Source organism: Micromonospora lupini str. Lupac 08 (assembly GCF_000297395.2).
Taxonomy (GTDB): domain Bacteria; phylum Actinomycetota; class Actinomycetes; order Mycobacteriales; family Micromonosporaceae; genus Micromonospora; species Micromonospora lupini.
Genome location: NZ_HF570108.1, coordinates 5483060 through 5500050, shown reverse-complemented (window position 1 = coordinate 5500050; position 16991 = coordinate 5483060). Strand labels below are relative to the sequence as shown.

Below are 16991 nucleotides of genomic sequence, written 5' to 3'. Positions count from 1 at the left end.
CGTCTGCGTAACCAGGCCCGGGAACACTGGGCGGTCAGGTCGGGTACAGCCCGACCAAGGCGGACAAAAGAGTTGTCGCGAGGGGTTGGGGAAGTGGACCGTCAGCAGGAGTTCGTCCTCCGTACGCTGGAAGAGCGGGACATCCGGTTCGTCCGGCTGTGGTTCACGGACGTGCTGGGCACGCTCAAGAGCGTCTCGGTGGCGCCCGCGGAGCTGGAAGCGGCCTTCGAGGAGGGCATCGGCTTCGACGGCTCGGCCATCGAAGGCTTCGCCCGGGTCTTCGAATCGGACATGGTGGCCATGCCCGACCCGACCACCTTCCAGGTCTTCCCGTTCGAGGGCGGGGTCAGCGGCGAGAGCGCCCGGATGTTCTGCGACATCCTGCTGCCCGACGGCGGCCCCTCCTGGGCCGACCCGCGGCACGTGCTGCGCCGCGCGCTGTCCAAGGCGGCCGAGAAGGGCTTCACCTTCTACACGCACCCCGAGATCGAGTTCTTCCTGCTGGAGAACGGCCCGCAGGACGGCTCGGTGCCCACCCCGGTCGACACCGGCGGCTACTTCGAGCACACCACCCACGCGGTGGCCCGCGACTTCCGCCGCCAGGGCGTGCTGGCGCTGGAGCGGATCGGCATCTCCGTGGAGTTCAGCCACCACGAGGTCGCGCCCGGCCAGCAGGAGATCGACCTGCGCTACGCCGACGCGCTGACCACCGCCGACAACATCATGACCTTCCGCCACGTGGTGAAGGAGGTCGCACTCTCCACAGGCGTGCAGGCCAGCTTCATGCCGAAGCCGTTCACCGACCAGCCGGGCAGCGGCATGCACACCCACCTGTCGCTGTTCGAGGGCGAGCGCAACGCCTTCCACGACGGTGGCGACCCGATGAAGCTCTCCAAGGTGGCGAAGTCCTTCATCGCCGGCCTCCTGGTGCACGCCCGGGAGTACACGGCGGTCACCAACCAGTGGGTCAACTCGTACAAGCGGCTCTTCCCGCAGGCCCTGCCGGACCGGATCACCGAGAGCCCCGCGTACGTCTGCTGGGGTCACCTGAACCGGTCCGCGCTGGTCCGCGTCCCGGCGTACGGCAAGCCCAACTCCGCCCGGGTCGAGGTCCGTTCGCTGGACTCGGCGACCAACCCGTACCTCGCCTTCGCCGTGCTGCTCGGCGCCGGCCTGAAGGGCATCGAGGAGGGCTACGAGCTGCCGCCGGGCGCAGAGGACGACGTCTGGTCGCTGAGCAGCGCCGAGCGCCGCGCCATGGGGTACGAGGCGCTGCCGGAGAACCTGGCCGAGGCGATCGACGTGATGGCCGAATCCGAACTGGTCGCCGAGGTGCTCGGCGAGCACGTCTTCGACTTCTTCCTGCGTAACAAGCGGGCCGAGTGGGAGCAGTACCGCCGCGAGGTCACCCCGTACGAGCGGCAGCGTTACCTGGCGCTGTAGTCGCGGGGCTGACGCGGTGGCGCGCTGCCGCTATCGTCTCGATCACCGCGCCGGTACCCCTCCGGGCGGAGAGTCGGGAGGCAGTCGGTGCTGGAGGATCTGCTCAGCGGTGCCTGGCAGAGCGTCGTGTTCGGTGTCGTGGGCGTCGGGCTCATGGCGGCCGGGTTCGGGCTGGTCGACCTGCTGACCCCGGGGCGGTTGCGGGAGCTGATCTGGGTCGAGCGCAACGCCAACGCGGGGTTGCTGCTCGCCGCCAACCAGCTCGGCATCGCCGGGATCGTCTTCACGGCGATCCTGACCAGCTACAGCGACTTCGGTCGAGGGCTCGCCTCCACGGTGGTCTTCGGGCTGGTCGGGCTGGCCATCATGGCGCTGGCCTTCTTCGTGCTCGACCTGCTCACCCCCGGCAAGCTCGGTGAGGTCATCTGCTCGCCCGAGCCGCACCCGGCCGCCCGGGTCAGCGCCGCCACGCACTTCGGCGCGGCACTGATCGTCTGCGCCTGCATCGCCTGAGGCCGGTCGCTCGCCTCGCTGCGCGGGTGCTCGTGCGCGTGGTGCTCCTTGCGCGGGTGCTCGTGGGCGTGGCGCTCGTTGCGCGGGTGTTCGTGGGCGTGGTGCTCGTTGCGCGGGTGTTCGTGGGCGTCGCCTCGGGCGGTCGCTGCGGGGCGTCGTACCTCGGCCGTAGCGTGCCGGGCATGAACCGCACGGACCGGCTCTACGCCCTGGTCGAGGAGCTGCGGGCGGTGTCGCCCCGGCCGCGCAGCGCCCGCTGGCTGGCCACCCACTTCGAGGTGAGCAGCCGGACCATCGAGCGGGACATCGGCGCGCTCCAGGAGGCCGGCGTGCCGATCTGGGCCGAGCCCGGCCGCACCGGCGGCTACGTCCTGGACCGCAGCCGCACGCTGCCACCGGTCAACCTGACCGCGGCCGAGGCGGTGGCGATGGCCGTCGCGCTGCACCGGCTCGCCGGCACCCCGTTCGCCGGGCCGGGCGCCACCGCGCTGCGCAAGCTGGTGGCGGTGCTGCCGGCCGCCGACGCCGCCGAGGCGCACCGCCTCGCCGGCCGGGTGCACCTGATCGGCGACGGGCCGGCCACGCCCGTCCCGGCCACCGTCGCCGACGCGGTCACCGCGCGGCGGGTGCTGCGCATCCGGTACGCCGACCGCGCCGGCATCGACTCGGTGCGCGACGTCGAGCCGCTCGGCTACCTCGGCAACCCCCGACACTGGTATCTGCTCGCCTGGTGCCGGCTGCGCGACGAGCTGCGCTGCTTCCGTACCGACCGGATCGAGGACGTCCGGGCGCTGCCCGAGGTGGTGGTCCGGGAACTGCGCCTGACGGATCTCGACATCCCCCACGAACGCGTCCGCCCGCTGAGCCTCGTCTGAGCTGGGTCAGGCACGCGCCGATCTCCGTCGGGTGATCCGGAAACACCGACAGGACGGTGTCGCGGACGGCCCCGAAACTGCTCTGGACGACGGCGAACCGCCGTCCCGGCAACTCTGGAGGCAGTACGTGTCCACGACGCCCATCACCTGGTTCGAGATCGGCACCGATCGGCCGGAGGAGGCGGAACGCTTCTACGGCGAGCTGTTCGGCTGGACCTTCGAGGAGCAGGGCGGAGGTAGCGGCGGGTCCTACCGGGTGACGGGCGCCGGCGGTGACACCGGGATCGGCGGGGCGATCCGGGCGACCGACGGAACGTCCCCGAACTACGCGATCTTCTACGCCGAGGTCGCCGACGTCGCGGAGACCTGCCGACGAGCCGAGGCAGCCGGCGGCAGGGTGTTGGTGCCGGCGCGGACCGCCCCGAGCGGGCTCACGTTGGTCCACCTGCTCGACCCCTCCGGCAACCACCTGGGCGTGTTCGCACCCCCACCCGAGCAGGGCTGACCCCTCCAGGCTCGGTCCGGTCTGGGTCTGGCCCGGTATGGTCGGTCTGGTCCCGGCCCGGTCTGGCCCGGTCTGGTCCCGGCCCGGCCCGGTCTGGTCCCGGCCCGGCCCGGTCTGGTCCCGGCCCGGCCCGGTCTGGTCCCGGCCCGGTCTGGCCTGGTCCCCGGCCCTTACCCGACCCGGTGCCTGGACCGAGCCCGCCTGGCCGCCACGCCCCGGGCCGATGATCGACTCGGTTTCCATGAAGTCGCGGTGTCCGAGTGCATGGGATACCGCGACTTCATGGAACTCGAGTGGATCAAGTGGGTCGGATACCCCGACTTCACGGAAATCGGGGGATCAAGCCGCGACAGGCCGGGGTCGGCCCCCGGCCCGACAGGGCGGACAGGCCGGCCGGGGCATACCGGGGCCGGCCAGGGCGGAGAAGGCCAGCCGGCGCCTATCAAGGCGGGCCCCGGCTGGCCTGTGCTTGCCCGGCTGGCCTGTGCTGGCCCCGACTGGCCTGTCGGGCCCGACCCCGGCTGGCCTGCCGGCCGGGGTCGGGCCGTCTGGATTACTTGGCGGGTGTGCCTTCGCCGTGGTGGGCGCCGGGCCCGCGGTGGCCGCCCGGGCCGGGGAAGACGCCGGCCTCGACGGCCTTGGTGATGGCGTCGGCCTGCTCCTGGGTGAGCTTGCCGTCCTTGACAGCCTGGTCCAGCCGCTCCTTGAGCGCGGCCTGCCGGTCCTCGGCGGACGGGCGCGCCGGCCGATCTGCGGGCCGATGCTGCTCGCGGACCTTCTCCAGTGCGGCCGTCACCTTGTCGGTGGGGACACCCAACTCCTTGGCGAGCGCCTCGGCGAACTCACCCTGCCGGTCGGCCTTCGCTCCGGGCGCGGAGGCGGTGCTGGCGCTCGGGGCGGGCGTCGGAGTGTCCGCGGCGAACGCGATCGTCGGGGCGGCGATCCCCACGCCGAGGACGCCTGCGGTGGCCAGGCCGACCAGCAGGTGCTTCCTACGGATGGTGCGGGACATGCGGTCCTCCAGAAGGTTGATGATGCGGCAATGTCGTCACCGACAGTGACCGGCGATCCTGGGCGCGACCCGTGGCGACCCTGTCAGCGAGCTGACAATCGGACGGCGGGCCGACAGCCGAGCGGCCGGGCTGACGGCCGGACGCCGGGCGGCGGGCCGCCGGTCGAGCTGGCGGGGCTGACGCTCGGGCGGCGGGGCTGACTGTCTGGCGGTGGGCTGACGGCCGGGACCGGCGCTTGGTGAAATCGGTTGTGTCGTCGTTGGCGGGCGGTCAGGGTTGGTGGTCGCCAACGGAGGGACACGCGAGATGACCGTCGAGATTCGGGAGATTCCGCTCGTCGGGCCGGACACCGGGCCGTACGGCATCACGGTTGGGCCCGACGGCGCGTTGTGGCTGACGCTGGTCCAGGCCGGCGGCATCGCCCGTCTGGGGCCCGACGGTGAGGTCCGGACCTACCCGCTGGAGCCGGCCGGCGGCCGCCCTCTGATCATCACGACGGGGCCGGACGGCGCGCTCTGGTTCACCCGCTCCGGGGACGACCGGATCGGGCGGCTCACCGTCGACGGCGAGCAGCGCACCATCGCACTAACGGCCGGGACCGGGCCGGGCGGCATCGCGGCCGGGCCCGATGGCGCGCTCTGGTACGCCGGGATGACCTCCGACGCGATCGGCCGGGTGGACACCGACGGTACGGTCACCACATTTCCGCTGCCGGTGACCGGCGGGTTCGCCTCGATGATCACCGCTGGCGCGGACGATGCGCTCTGGTTCACCCTCAACCGGGCGAACGCGATCGGCCGGATCGACCTCGACGGCCACGTGAAACTGCATCCCCTGCCCACCGCGGACGCCGGGCCGGTCGGCATTACTCTCGGCGCGGACGGGACCGTGTGGTTCGTGGAGATCGCGGCCGGTCAGCTCGGCCGGATCGATCCGGACGGCGTGCTCGTCGAGGTGCCGCTACCGGACCGTGCCGCCCGTCCCCACGCGATCGTGGCCGACCCGGCGGGTGGCGCCTGGTTCACCGAGTGGGGCGCCAACCGGATCGGCCACATCGATGCCACCGGTCGGATCGAGAGCTACGACCTGCCCACCGCCCACGCGGAACCGCACGGCATAACCAAAACCCCCGACGGAGTCTGGGCAGCACTGGAGATCGGCGCGGTAGCCCACCTGATCCCGAACCCCACCGCCTGACCCGCAGCCCAGGCATCCGAGGCGGGCCCCGTGATCAAGAGGTTCGCGTCACGATCCGGCCCGGAAATGACCCAGACCTCTTGATCACCGGGGCAAAGGGGGGAGGGAGGGGGTCAGCGGACTGCGGGGGTCACCTGCAGGGTGTTCGTGGTGGTGTCCAGGGTTGCGGTCGTGCCTACCGGGACCGTCAGCTGGTCGGGGCCGTGGCCGATGGGGAGGCCGCCGAGGATCGGCACGCCCAGGTCGCCGAGGCGTTCGGTGAGCACGTCGACGATCGTGGTCTCCCAGCCGTCGCCGCAGTCGGTGAACTGCCCGACCGCCACCCCAGCCAGCCCGTCCAACGCGCCGACCCGGCGCAGGTGGGTGAGCATCCGGTCGACCTTGTACGGCGGCTCCTGCACGTCCTCGATCAACAGCACCGCACCGGTCAGGTCGGGCAGGTCCGGCGTGCCGATCGACGCGGCGATCAGGCACAGGTTGCCGCCCAGCAGGGTGCCGGTGGCGCGACCCGGCACGCGTACGCCGAAGGTCTCCTCGGTGGGCACCGCCTCGACGGTCACCGGCTCGGTGGTCATCAGCGCCGCGTGCAGGGACTCGGCGGAGCGCAGGGATGTCCGCTCGTCCCGCCAGGCAGCCCCCGGGCCGTGCACACCGGCCAGTCGGGCGCCCCGCCACAGGGCGAGCTGCAACGCGGTGATGTCCGAGAAGCCGGCCACCACCTTCGGGTCGCGGCGGACGGCGGCCATGTCGATGGCGTCCACGATCCGCTGGGCGCCGTACCCGCCCCGGGTGCAGATCACGCCGCGTACCTGCGGGTCGGCGAACGCCGCGTTCAGGTCGGCGGCCCGCAGGTCGTCGGTGCCGGCGAGGTAGCCGTGGCGGGCGTACGCGTTCGGCGCCGGTACCGGCCGCAGGCCCCACCCGGTGAGCAACTCCATCCCCCGGGCGACCCGCTCCGGCGAGGTCGGCCCGGACGGTGACACCAGCAGCACCGTGTCGCCGGGGCGCAGGACGGGCGGGCGGACGACTGCGGAATCCTCGCTGATCACAAACGCAGAGCCTAACGATCCCCGAACGCCGGCCGTCGACGCCGGCACACGGTCCGGCCGCGAACGCCGACGCGCCCATCGGCCGCGACCGTCGGTGCACGCACCGGCCGCGAACGCCGACGCGCCCGTCGGCCGGGACCGTCGGTGCACGCACCGGCCGCGAACGCCGACGCGCCCATCGGCCGCGACCGTCGGTGCACGCACCGGCCGCGAACGCCGACGCGCCCGTCGGCCGGGACCGTCGGCGAACCCGTCGGTGTCGAACCCTCGGCGTACGGGCGGGAAGCGGCCGAGTGGCGTGGACCGTGGCGGGGCGTGGCGCTGTGGGACGTACCGGCTAGCCTCGACGCGTGGCAACCGCGCTGGTGATCGAGAACGACCCGACCGACGACGCACGCCGGTTGGGTGAGTGGCTGACCGAGGCTGGGCTGGAGCTGTGGGTGGTCCGCCCGCACGCCGGTGACGAACTCCCCGCCGACCTGGAGGGGTACGCGGCGCTTGTGGTGCTCGGCGGCGACCAGCAGGCGTACCCGCTGCCGGACGGCTCGCCCGGCGCACCGTGGTTCCCGGCAGTGGAGGGGCTGCTGCGCAAGGCCGTCCGGTACCGGGTGCCCACCCTTGCCGTCTGCCTGGGCGCGCAGTTGCTCGCCACCGCGCACGCCGGGCTGGTCGAGCGGAGCCCGTCCGGGCCGGAGATCGGGCCGGGCGTGGTCGGTCGGCGCGACGCCGCCGAGGGCGACACGCTGTTCCGGTACGTGCCGCTGATCCCGGACGTGCTCCAGTGGCACTCCGACGAGATCACCGAGCTGCCCCGGGGCGCCACCCTGCTGGCGGCCTCCACCCGGTACCCGCACCAGGCGTTCCGGCTCGGCGACCGGGCCTGGGGGCTGCAGTTCCACATCGAGTGCGACACCGCGATGATCGCCGACTGGGCCACCGACTCGGCGCAGCTCGCCGAGCTGGGCTACGACCCGGAGCTGGTCGTGGCTGCCTGCGACGCGGTGATGGTCGACGTCGAGGAGGTCTGGCAGCCGTTCGCCGCCCGGTTCGCGGCACTGGCCCTCGGCGAGCTGGACGACAGCACGACGAGGCGCGGCCTGCCGCTGCTCGGGCACTGATGAGTCGGCCGACGAGGGCGCCGGGCCGGCTCGCCCGCTACGGCTTCGGCGTCGCCGACGGCGACGGCGGCGCCCGCGCCGCCGACCTGCTCGGCCCGGACGGGCTGGGCCTCTGGCGGCCGGTCGAGCAGGAGCCGGTCGAAGAGACGGCCGCGGAGCTGCTCGCCGCGCTGTCCCGGGCCGCCGACCCGGATCTGGCGCTACGCCAACTGCACCGCGTCGTCGAGGCCGAACGCCGCGCCCGCGCCACCGGCACCGCAGCCAGCACGACCGGCGGCACGAGCGGCGGCGGCACGAGCGCCGCCACGACCGCCGCCACGACAAGCGGCACCGCACCCGGTACGACCGCCGCCACGACAAGCGGCACCGCACCCGGTACGACCGGCGGCAAGACCGCCGGCACCGCACCCGGCACGACCGGCGGCAAGCCCGCCGGCACGACGGCTGGCACGACCGGCGGCTCCCCGCTGATCGCGGAGCTGCATGCCGACCCCGGGCTGCGGCGTCGGCTGATCGCCGTCCTCGGCGCGTCGTCGGCGCTCGGTGATCATCTGGTGGCGAATCCGGAGCACTGCCTGGCGCTGCGCACCGCGTCGGACGGGCTCGCGCCGATCGCCGAGGGTCGACTGGAACCGGCCGGCGACGGCAACCCCGTGGCGGTGCTGCGGACCGCGTACCGGCTGGCGTTGCTGCGGATCGCGGCGGCCGACCTCACCGGCGGCCGTGCCCTGGAGCAGACCATGGCGGCGCTGTCGGCGCTCGCCGACGCGACGCTTGCCGCGGCGTACGAGATCGCCGTCGACGAGCTGGCGGAGGGCACCGAGCGACCCCGGCTGGCCGTGGTGGCGATGGGCAAGTGCGGCGGCGGTGAACTGAACTACGTCTCCGACGTGGACGTGATCTTCGTGGCGGCCGAGGACGGTGACCTGCCCGCCGCGACGCTTGTGGCGGCCCGGCTGATCAACATCTGCGGGCTGGTCGCCTGGCCGGTGGACGCCGCGCTGCGGCCCGAGGGCAACCGGGGCCCGCTGGTGCGTACCCTCGCCAGCCACCTGGCCTACTACCGGCGGTGGGCGCGTACGTGGGAGTTCCAGGCGCTGCTCAAGGCGCGTCCGGCCGCCGGGGACCTGCCGCTGGCCCAGGAGTGGATCGACCAGCTCGCTCCGCTGGTGTGGCGGGCCGCCGAACGACCCGAGGCGGTCGAGGACGTCCGCGCGATGCGCCGCCGGATCATCGACAACGTCCCGCCGAAGGAGCTGGAACGCGAGATCAAGCGTGGTCCCGGCGGACTGCGCGACATCGAGTTCGCCGTCCAGCTCCTGCAACTCGTACACGGCCGCGGCGACGAGACGCTGCGGGCCCCGGGCACGATCCCGGCGCTGCGCGCGCTTGTCGCCGGCGGCTACGTCGGTCGCGCCGACGGTGAGTCGCTGCTGCGCGGTTACCGCTTCCTGCGCGGCGTCGAGCACCGGCTCCAGTTGCAGGCCCTGCGGCGTACGCACACCGTGCCCACCGAGCCGTCCGCGCTGCGCTGGCTGGCCGCCGCGCTGGGTTTCACGGCCACCCCGGGGCGCAGCGCCGTGGAGAGCTTCCGGGCCGAGTGGGTCACCCACGCCACCGAGGTACGCCGGCTGCACGCCAAGCTGCTCTACCGGCCGCTGTTGGAGTCGGTGGCCCGGGTGCCGGCCGACGGGTTGCGGCTCACGCCGGAGGCCGCCCGGCACCGGTTGGAGATCCTCGGGTTCGCCGACCCGGCGGGGGCGCTGCGTCACCTCCAGGCCCTCACCGGCGGGGTGAGCCGCACCGCGGCCATCCAGCGGACCCTGCTGCCGGTGCTGCTGAGCGAGTTCGCCGACGCGCCGGAGCCGGACCGGGGGCTGCTCAACTACCGCAAGGTCTCCGACAAGCTGGGCAGCACCCCCTGGTACCTGCGGTTGCTGCGCGACGGCGGTCCCGTCGCCCGGCGGCTGGCCCGGGTCCTGGCCCTCTCCCGGTACGTCGCCGACCTGCTGGCCCGGGATCCGGAGGCGCTGCGGCTGCTGGCCGAGGAGAACGAGCTGGCGCCGCGCCCCCGCGAGATCCTCCGGGAGGGCTTCCTGGCGGCGGCGGCCCGACACACCGACCCGGTCGAGGCGACCCGCGCGGTGCGGGCGCTGCGCCGCCGGGAACTGGTCCGGGTGGCGTGCGCCGACCTGCTCTGCCGCGCGGGCGCGCTCGCCCCCACCCCGACGCGACCGGACGGCACGACCCGGCCGGCCGTCGGCCTGGCCGACATCACCGAGGTCGGTACGGCGCTCTCCGACGTCACCGACGCCACTCTCGCCGCCGCGCTGCGCGCCGCCCGGGCCAGCCAGCCGGCCCCGGAGGGGCTGCGGTTCGCGGTGATCGGGATGGGCCGGCTGGGCGGGTACGAGTCGAACTACCTCTCCGACGCCGACGTGCTCTTCGTCTACGACCCGCCCGCCGGGGCCAGCGAGAGCGCCGCCAGCGCCGCCGCACACGCGATCGCCGAGGAGCTGCGCCGACTGCTCGGGGTGCCCGCCCCCGACCCGCCGCTCGGCGTCGACGCCGACCTGCGTCCCGAGGGCCGGCAGGGTCCGCTGGTGCGCAGCCTCGCGGCGTACGCGCAGTACTACGCCCGCTGGTCGCGGGTGTGGGAGGCGCAGGCGCTGCTGCGCGCCCGGTTCGTCTGCGGCGACGCCGACCTGGGCGCCGAGTTCGAGGCGATGATCGAGCCGGTGCGCTACCCGGCGGACGGGCTGACCCGCGAGCAGGTCGTGGAGATCCGCCGGATCAAGGCCCGGGTGGAGACCGAGCGGCTGCCGCGCGGCGCCGACCCGGCCACCCACACCAAGCTGGGCCGGGGCGGGTTGGCCGACGTGGAGTGGGCGGTCCAGCTCGTCCAGCTCCGGCACGCGGGCGCGGTCCCGGCGCTGCGCGGCACGCGTACCCTCGATGCCCTCGCGGCGGCAGAGCGGGCCGGCCTGATCGACCCGGCGGACGCCGCCGAGATGGCCGCCGGATGGAGTTTGGCCGCTCAGGTCCGCAACGCGTTGATGCTGGTCCGCGGCCGCGTCGGCGATCAGCTTCCCCGACACGGTGTGGAGCTGGCCGGGGTGGTCCGGCTGCTCGGGCGCGACGACCCGGGGGAGTTCCTCGACGAGTACCTGCGCACCGGCCGGCGCTCCCGCGCCGCCGCCCAGCGGGTCCTGGAGGCGTAGCGCCCGTCAACTGCCGACGGTGTACTCGCCGGCGTGGGGGACGGTGACGCTGGTCCAGTCGCCGTCGGCGGAGACGGTGGCGCCGCCGGACGCGGTCAGCCAGCGGCTGTGCCGGACGCGGACCGCGACCGGGCCGGCGGTCGGTGCCCGGAAGGTGAGTGCCGCGCCGTCGGCGCGGACCAGTTCGGCGGGCGCGGCGATCAGCGGCGTCGGGTCGGCCACCGCCCAGACCCGCCAGTGCGCGCCGGTCCAGGCGGGCGTGAGGTACGGCAGGCCGCCCTCGACCAGCTCCGCCTCGGCCCGCCCCACCCAGGACAGCGGGGCGTCCGGCACCGCCACGTACTGCACGGCGTTCTCCGCCAGCCACGCCCGGTAGCTGGCCGGGGTCAGCGGCACGCCGGTGCCCGCCGCGCCGGGAACCGTGGTGAAGAACAGCGGGTTGCGGTCGATGTCGGCCTGCCGCAGCCAGCCCCGGGCCAGCGGCACCTCGCCGAGGCGGGCCGCCTCCCAGTAGTTGCGCGTCGGCGGCACCTCGACCCGGCCGGTGAGCCGCTGCCCGGCCAGGAACGCGCGCAGCGGCGCGTGGTAGCCGGGCGCGCTTGTCGGGTCGCCGATGCCGCGCAGGTCGGCGGGGACCACCGGCGGCTGCCACCCGCAGACGGCCACCAGCAGCGCGGCCAGGGCCACCGCGCCCAGCAGCCGGGCGCGGCGGGTCGGCGCGCCGCCGGAGCCCGAGCGGCGGGCCAGGCGGGCGGAGAGCCAGGTCGGCGGCCGGGCGGCGGCAGCGAGGACCGGCAGCGCGAACATCGTCGCCAGCCTCGTCGCGTTCAACCCGACGGGGGTGTGCACCGCCGCGGCGGCGAGCACCCCGGCGGCGGCGAGGAGCGCGCCGAACCGCACCGGCCGGTACGCCACCAGCGCCGCCACCACCAGGCTGGTCACCACCGCGCGCAGGGTGTCGGTGCGGCTGATGTTCATCCAGCCGCCGTCGCCGAAGAGCAGCGCGGTCGTGGCGAGGGGCACGGCCGCCGCGACACCGAGCGCCAGACCGTCGGCGTAGCGGCGGGTGAGCAGCAGCGCCACACCCACCAGGCCGACGAACAGGCCCGCCACCGGGCTCGTCGCCGAGGCCAGCAGCGCACAGGCCGCGGCGAGTCCGAGCCGCGGCACCCTGGTCGGGCGGCCGAGCGTGAGCGCGAGCAGCGCGGCCAGCCCGAACGCCACCCCCAGGGCGTACGTCACCCGGCCGGAGACCAGGTTTCCGGCAAGCGTGACCACGCCGACCAGACTGCCCAGCAGTGGTCGGGGCACCGGGCTGCGGACCAGCAGCGCGGCGAGCGCGGCGGCCGACGCCACCAGGGCCAGCGCACCTGTCACCCGCACGCCGAGCAGGGCCATCACCGGCTGGGACACCAGGCTGTAGCCGAACTGCTGCACCCCGCCGTACCAGCGCAGATCGATCGGGGTCGGGCCATGGGCGGCGAAGAAGTCCGAACGGGCTACCTGCGCGGCGAGGTCCGAGCCCATCAGTGGCAGGGCCAGCCAGAGCGCGCCGAGCACGACTGCGGAACCGGTGGCCACCGCCACCACCCGACTGCGCCGCATGCCCACCTCCGTACCGCGACAACCGTACTGGCAGCATGTCCGGCGTGCCTCACCACCTCGCGCGCTGGACCGGACTGGTCGGATCGGCGTTGCTCGCCGTCGCCGCGTTCCTCGGCGGCGCCCTTCCCGGGTCACCCCTGCGAGCCACCCCGGTCAGCATCTGGCAGGGCCCGAACGGGCCACTGGTCCTCGCCGCCTGGCTGGTCGGCACCGCGCTGCTGGCGTACGCCTGGTGGTCGCTGCGCGACAACGTGCCGTCGACCCGCTGGGCGCTTGTCACCGTCGGGCTGTGGCTGCTGCCGGTGCTGATCGCGCCGCCGCTGGCCAGCCGCGACGTCTACGCGTACGCCTGCCAGGGCGCCAGCTACGCCGCCGGGATCAACCCGTACGAGCAGGGCGTATCGGCGCTGCCCTGCCCCTGGCTGGACACCATCTCCTACATCTGGCGCGACACACCGGCACCGTACGGGCCGCTGTTCGTGGTGCTCTCCGGCGCGGTCGTCAAGGCCACCGGCTCCCTGACCGGCGCGATCGTGGCGTTCCGGCTGATCGCCGTGGCGGGGGTGGCGCTGACCGCGGTCAGCCTGCCGGTGCTGGCCCGGCGAGCCGGCGTACCGGCCGGTCGGGCGGTCTGGCTGACGCTCGCCTGCCCGCTGGTCGCCGTGCACCTGGTGGGTGGCGCGCACAACGACGCGCTGATGGTCGGCCTGCTTGTCGCCGGGCTGGCGGTGATCGCCTCCCGGCCCGGCCGCCCCGGTCCGCTGCTCGCCGGTGGCGCGCTGCTCGGCCTGGCCGCCGCGATCAAGGTGACGGCGCTCGTCGTGGTGCCCTTCGCGGCGCTGACCGCGATCGTCGGCGGGTACTCGATCCGCGCGCTGATCCGGCACGGCGGCTGGGTGGTCGGCGGCGCGGTCGCGGTCGTGGTCGGGGTGACCTTCGCCGCCGGACTGGACTTCGGCTGGGTCGCCGGGCTGGCCAGCGGCAGTGACGTGATCGCCTGGACGTCGCCGTCCACGGCTGTCGGCCAGACCGTCGGCTACCTGGCGGTGCCGTTCGGCGCGCACGTCGACGCGCTGCCGGTCACCCGGGGGATCGGCGTGGCGGTGCTGGCGCTGCTGCTGGTCTGGCTCTGGTGGCGGGCTCGCACCCGGGAGCCGCTGTGGCACGGCGCCCTGGCGCTGGCCGCCACTGTCGCCCTCGCGCCGCTGTTCCACCCCTGGTACTGGATCTGGCCCCTCACGGTGCTCGCGGCCACCGCCCGGCGGACCGGCTGGTTCACCGTGGTGGCCCTGGTCGCCTCGTTCCTGGTGCTGCCGGACGGCACCGGGCTGCCCCGGTTCACCAAGTCGGTCGGTGCGCCGCTGATGACGCTGTTGGTGATCGTGCTGGTCATCCGGTTGGTACGGTCGGCTCGGGCGGCACGTCAACCGGTCGCCGCCGACTGAGGGAAGGTGCGCCGGTGACCGCTCCCGGCGCGCCGCCGCCGCCTCCCGGCCCGCCGGCCGCCGCATCATCGGCTGGTTCGTCGGCGTCCGGCCTGTTGCCGGCCGGACCGGTGCGGGCACGGCGCGCCCGGTACGCGGGCCTGGCCGGCGCGGTCCTGCTCACCGTCGCCGGGTATCTCGGTGGGGCGCTGCCCGACGCCCCGCTGGGCAGCGCCCCACCGTCGATCTGGCGAGCGCCGGCCGGCCCGGCGACGCTCACCTGCTGGCTCATCGGCACGGCGCTGCTGGTCGGGGCCTGGTGGTCACTGCGCGCCGGCGCGCCGTCGGGCCGGTGGGCGTACGTCACCGCCGGGCTGTGGCTCCTGCCGCTGCTTGCCGCGCCGCCGCTGGGCAGCCGGGACGTCTACTCGTACGCCTGTCAGGGCTGGACGTACGCGCACGGCGTCGACCCGTACGCGGTTCCGGTGGCGGCGGCCGGCTGCCCCTGGGTGGACGCGGTGGCGCCGATCTGGCGGGACACGCCCGCTCCGTACGGCCCGGTCTTCGTGCTGCTCGCGGCGCTCGCGGTGAGTGTCGGTGGAGGTCTCACCGGCACGATCGTGGCGCTACGGGTCATCGCCGTGGCCGGCCTGCTGCTGGCGGCGTTCTGCCTGCCCGGCCTGGCGCGGGCGGCGGGCGTGCCGACCCGCCGGGCCGCCTGGTTGGCGCTTGCCGCCCCGGTGATCGGCGTGCACCTGGTGGGCGGGGTGCACAACGACGCAGTGATGCTCGGGCTGCTGCTGTGTGGGCTGCTGCTGGTGATCCGGCGGCCGGGTCGACCGGCGGCGCTGTTCGTCGCCGGGGCACTGCTCGGTCTGGCGGTCACGGTGAAGGCCACCGCCGTGGTGGTGGCGCCGTTCGCCGCGCTGGCGGCGGTGCACGGCCGGCACACCGTACGGGCGCTGCTGCGCGACGGCGGTTGGCTGGCCGGCGGGCTGCTGGCTGCGCTGCTTGTCACCTCGGCGCTGTCCGGGCTCGGGTTCGGCTGGGTGGGTGGGCTGACCCGCAGCGGGGACTCCGAGCAGTGGACGTCACCGCCCACCGCCGTCGGCCTGGTGGTGGACTACGCCGGCGCGCTGGTCGGGCGGGACCCGCGGGCGGTGCCCGTGACCCGGGCGGTGGCGCTGCTGCTGCTCGCGGTCGTGTTGGTGGTCCTGTGGTGGAGGGCCTGGCGGGACCTGCGGGCCTCGGGTGATCCGGCCCTGGCCCGCCAGTGGGTCACACTGCACGGCGCCGGCCTGGCGCTGGCCGCCACGGTCGTCCTGTCCCCGGTCTTCCACCCCTGGTACGCGACCTGGCCGCTGGTGCTGCTCGCGCTCACCGCCGCCCGGACGACGTGGTTCCTGCTGCCGGCCGGGGCGGCGACCTTCCTGGCCCTGCCCGACGGCACCAACCTGGCCCGCTTCACCAAGGCCCCCGGCGCGGTGGCGATGACCGCCCTGCTCCTGTTCGTCCTGCTGCATACCCTGCGCAGACACCCCCGACCGCGCTGATCATGAGGTTGGCGGCGCTGATGATCTCCGAGAACGCCGCCAACCTCATGATCACTGCGGGAGGTGGCCGCGTCGGGGTTGGGTCACCCGCGCCCAGTGGGAGCGGGCGGCGAGCGTCAGCGGCAGCAGCGCGGGGCCGACAAGTGCCACCAGGACAGCCGTCGCGGCGAGCGCCGTCCAACTCGGCACGACCTCGACCGGCGCGGTGTCCAACGCTCCCGCCAGCGGTTGCAGGGCCAGCAGGCCGACCGGGGTGAGCAGGATCAGCAGGGCCCAGCCGCCCCGGAGGTCGCCGCGCAGCCCGAGCCCCGCGGCGAGCAGCAGCGCCAGGGCGAGCACCACCACGGCCGCGGTCGGCAGCACCGGGACGACCGTCCAGGTGTAGTAGCTCGCCGAGAACATGTTCCGAGACATCAGGGTCGCCCCCAGGAGGCCGGCGCCGCCGGCAGCGATCAGCGGCACCGCTCGCAGCGACGCCGGCAGTCTGTCGGCTGCGCCGAGCGCGACCAGGCCCAGCCCGATCTGCGGTAGCAGCACGAACAGCGGCGGGCGGGGCAGGCCGGTGAGTGCGCCGGCGGGAACGAGCGCGGCCGTGAGGAGCAGCGCGAGCGCGACGGCGCGCCGGGTCCACCGACCGGGCGCGAGGGCATGCGCCAGTGCGGCGAGCCCCCAGGCGGTCCACGCCACGATGCCGAGCGAGACGAACGGCCCGAGGGTCGGCTCGCCGAAGCCGGCGATCGGTGCGGGGCGCAGTTCCAGCACCACCCAGACCCCGGCGAGCGTGGTGGCGGTGAGCAGGGCCACGGTGGCCGCGAGGCGTACGCCAGGCATCAGGTCGACTGCTCCGGCGGCGCGGACCCGCTGGCGGAGCCCGCCGCGCAGGAGGTCCGCGGCGTCCGCGGGCGAGGGCCAGCGGCGACCGGGCGCGGCCAGGTCCAGGTAGGTGCCGACGATCTCGGCGCCCCGGGCCCGCCGGTAGTCGGCGGGGTACGCGGCGAGCAGTCGCAGGTAACGGCGCTCCAGGTCGGTCATGCCAGCCCTCCGACCACGCGCGGGGAGATCGGCCGGGTGGCGCGGGAGCGTGCGGCCAGCCGGGCGGTGGCGGCCTCGACGTTGCGCCGGAGCCGCTCGGTCTCGGCGCTCAGGGTGGCGTCGCCGGCGGGGGAGAGGCGGTAGTAGCGGCGCAGTCGGCCGTCCACCACCTCCTCCCGGTCGACCTCGACCAGGCGGGCGTCGACAAGCCGGTCGAGCGCGCCGTAGAGGGTTCCCGGGCGGAGCGTCACTCGCCCGTCGGACAGGGCGGTGACCTCGCCGATCAGCCCGTAGCCGTGCAACGGCTCGCCGGCGAGCGCGGTGAGGATGAGGAACGTGGGTTCCCGCAGGGGTGTGTCCATGGTGCTGAATATAACGGACGCGAAGGTATAGCGGGGGGCGTTACATGTGGACTGGGCCGGCTCCGCGAAAGCGGAGCCGGC

The 16991-nt window shown here is 74.6% G+C and carries 14 protein-coding genes; 9 read left to right on the top strand and 5 right to left on the bottom strand.

What is annotated here, in order from left to right; translation table 11 throughout:
- The first annotated feature begins 93 nt into the window (after nucleotides 1-93).
- The 4 genes from glnA to MILUP08_RS26030 all read left to right on the top strand — a co-directional run bounded on the left by glnA (nucleotide 94) and on the right by MILUP08_RS26030 (nucleotide 3336).
- Entirely contained in the window at nucleotides 94-1443 is a 1350-nt protein-coding gene (gene glnA / locus MILUP08_RS26045; RefSeq protein ID WP_007463316.1) for a type I glutamate--ammonia ligase, read from the top strand.
- Nucleotides 1444-1530: 87 nt separating this feature from the next.
- Entirely contained in the window at nucleotides 1531-1956 is a 426-nt protein-coding gene (locus tag MILUP08_RS26040; RefSeq protein ID WP_007463315.1) for a DUF350 domain-containing protein, read from the top strand.
- A 38-nt stretch (nucleotides 1957-1994) separates the two neighbouring features.
- Nucleotides 1995-2831, top strand: a complete 837-nt coding sequence (locus MILUP08_RS26035; protein ID WP_237747192.1) for a helix-turn-helix transcriptional regulator — start codon at nucleotides 1995-1997, stop codon at nucleotides 2829-2831.
- Between the two features lie 127 nt (nucleotides 2832-2958).
- A complete protein-coding gene (locus tag MILUP08_RS26030) occupies nucleotides 2959-3336 on the top strand; it encodes a VOC family protein (RefSeq protein WP_007463312.1) in 378 nt (125 codons plus the stop codon).
- A 553-nt stretch (nucleotides 3337-3889) separates the two neighbouring features.
- On the opposite strand, the gene MILUP08_RS26025 is transcribed toward MILUP08_RS26030, so the two are convergent.
- Nucleotides 3890-4348 carry a hypothetical protein gene (locus MILUP08_RS26025; protein ID WP_007463309.1) on the bottom strand — a complete coding sequence of 153 codons (459 nt, stop codon included), beginning with the start codon at nucleotides 4346-4348 and terminating at the stop codon, nucleotides 3890-3892.
- Nucleotides 4349-4655: 307 nt separating this feature from the next.
- Here MILUP08_RS26025 and MILUP08_RS26020 point away from each other — a divergent pair, with 307 nt between their 5' ends.
- Nucleotides 4656-5546, top strand: coding sequence for a Vgb family protein (locus MILUP08_RS26020; protein ID WP_007463308.1), 891 nt, complete (start codon nucleotides 4656-4658; stop codon nucleotides 5544-5546).
- Nucleotides 5547-5659: 113 nt separating this feature from the next.
- On the opposite strand, the gene MILUP08_RS26015 is transcribed toward MILUP08_RS26020, so the two are convergent.
- Nucleotides 5660-6595 (bottom strand): S66 peptidase family protein, encoded by a 936-nt coding sequence (locus MILUP08_RS26015; RefSeq protein ID WP_007463306.1) that lies wholly within the window; start codon nucleotides 6593-6595, stop codon nucleotides 5660-5662.
- A 350-nt stretch (nucleotides 6596-6945) separates the two neighbouring features.
- Here MILUP08_RS26015 and MILUP08_RS26010 point away from each other — a divergent pair, with 350 nt between their 5' ends.
- Complete coding sequence (locus tag MILUP08_RS26010; protein ID WP_007463304.1) at nucleotides 6946-7713, top strand: type 1 glutamine amidotransferase; 768 nt, start codon at nucleotides 6946-6948, stop codon at nucleotides 7711-7713.
- Nucleotides 7713-10934 carry a bifunctional [glutamine synthetase] adenylyltransferase/[glutamine synthetase]-adenylyl-L-tyrosine phosphorylase gene (locus tag MILUP08_RS26005; protein WP_007463302.1) on the top strand — a complete coding sequence of 1074 codons (3222 nt, stop codon included), beginning with the start codon at nucleotides 7713-7715 and terminating at the stop codon, nucleotides 10932-10934. Before MILUP08_RS26010 ends, MILUP08_RS26005 begins: the two co-directional genes overlap by 1 nt.
- Nucleotides 10935-10940: 6 nt before the next feature.
- Here MILUP08_RS26005 and MILUP08_RS26000 read toward each other — a convergent pair whose 3' ends face one another.
- Nucleotides 10941-12539, bottom strand: coding sequence for a hypothetical protein (locus MILUP08_RS26000; protein WP_007463300.1), 1599 nt, complete (start codon nucleotides 12537-12539; stop codon nucleotides 10941-10943).
- A gap of 44 nt (nucleotides 12540-12583) precedes the next feature.
- Between MILUP08_RS26000 and mptB (MILUP08_RS25995) the strand changes: the two genes are divergently transcribed.
- Both mptB (MILUP08_RS25995) and mptB (MILUP08_RS25990) read left to right on the top strand, forming a co-directional pair.
- A complete protein-coding gene (mptB, locus tag MILUP08_RS25995; RefSeq protein ID WP_193376581.1) occupies nucleotides 12584-13984 on the top strand; it encodes a polyprenol phosphomannose-dependent alpha 1,6 mannosyltransferase MptB in 1401 nt (466 codons plus the stop codon).
- A 92-nt stretch (nucleotides 13985-14076) separates the two neighbouring features.
- On the top strand, nucleotides 14077-15516 hold the full coding sequence (gene mptB, locus MILUP08_RS25990) for a polyprenol phosphomannose-dependent alpha 1,6 mannosyltransferase MptB (protein ID WP_039908812.1): 1440 nt from the start codon (nucleotides 14077-14079) through the stop codon (nucleotides 15514-15516).
- A gap of 51 nt (nucleotides 15517-15567) precedes the next feature.
- On the opposite strand, the gene MILUP08_RS25985 is transcribed toward mptB (MILUP08_RS25990), so the two are convergent.
- Together MILUP08_RS25985 and MILUP08_RS25980 are read right to left on the bottom strand one after the other, a co-directional pair.
- A complete protein-coding gene (locus tag MILUP08_RS25985) occupies nucleotides 15568-16548 on the bottom strand; it encodes a hypothetical protein (protein ID WP_007463294.1) in 981 nt (326 codons plus the stop codon).
- Nucleotides 16545-16910 carry a PadR family transcriptional regulator gene (locus MILUP08_RS25980; protein WP_007463292.1) on the bottom strand — a complete coding sequence of 122 codons (366 nt, stop codon included), beginning with the start codon at nucleotides 16908-16910 and terminating at the stop codon, nucleotides 16545-16547. Before MILUP08_RS25980 ends, MILUP08_RS25985 begins: the two co-directional genes overlap by 4 nt.
- Nucleotides 16911-16991 lie beyond the last annotated feature (81 nt).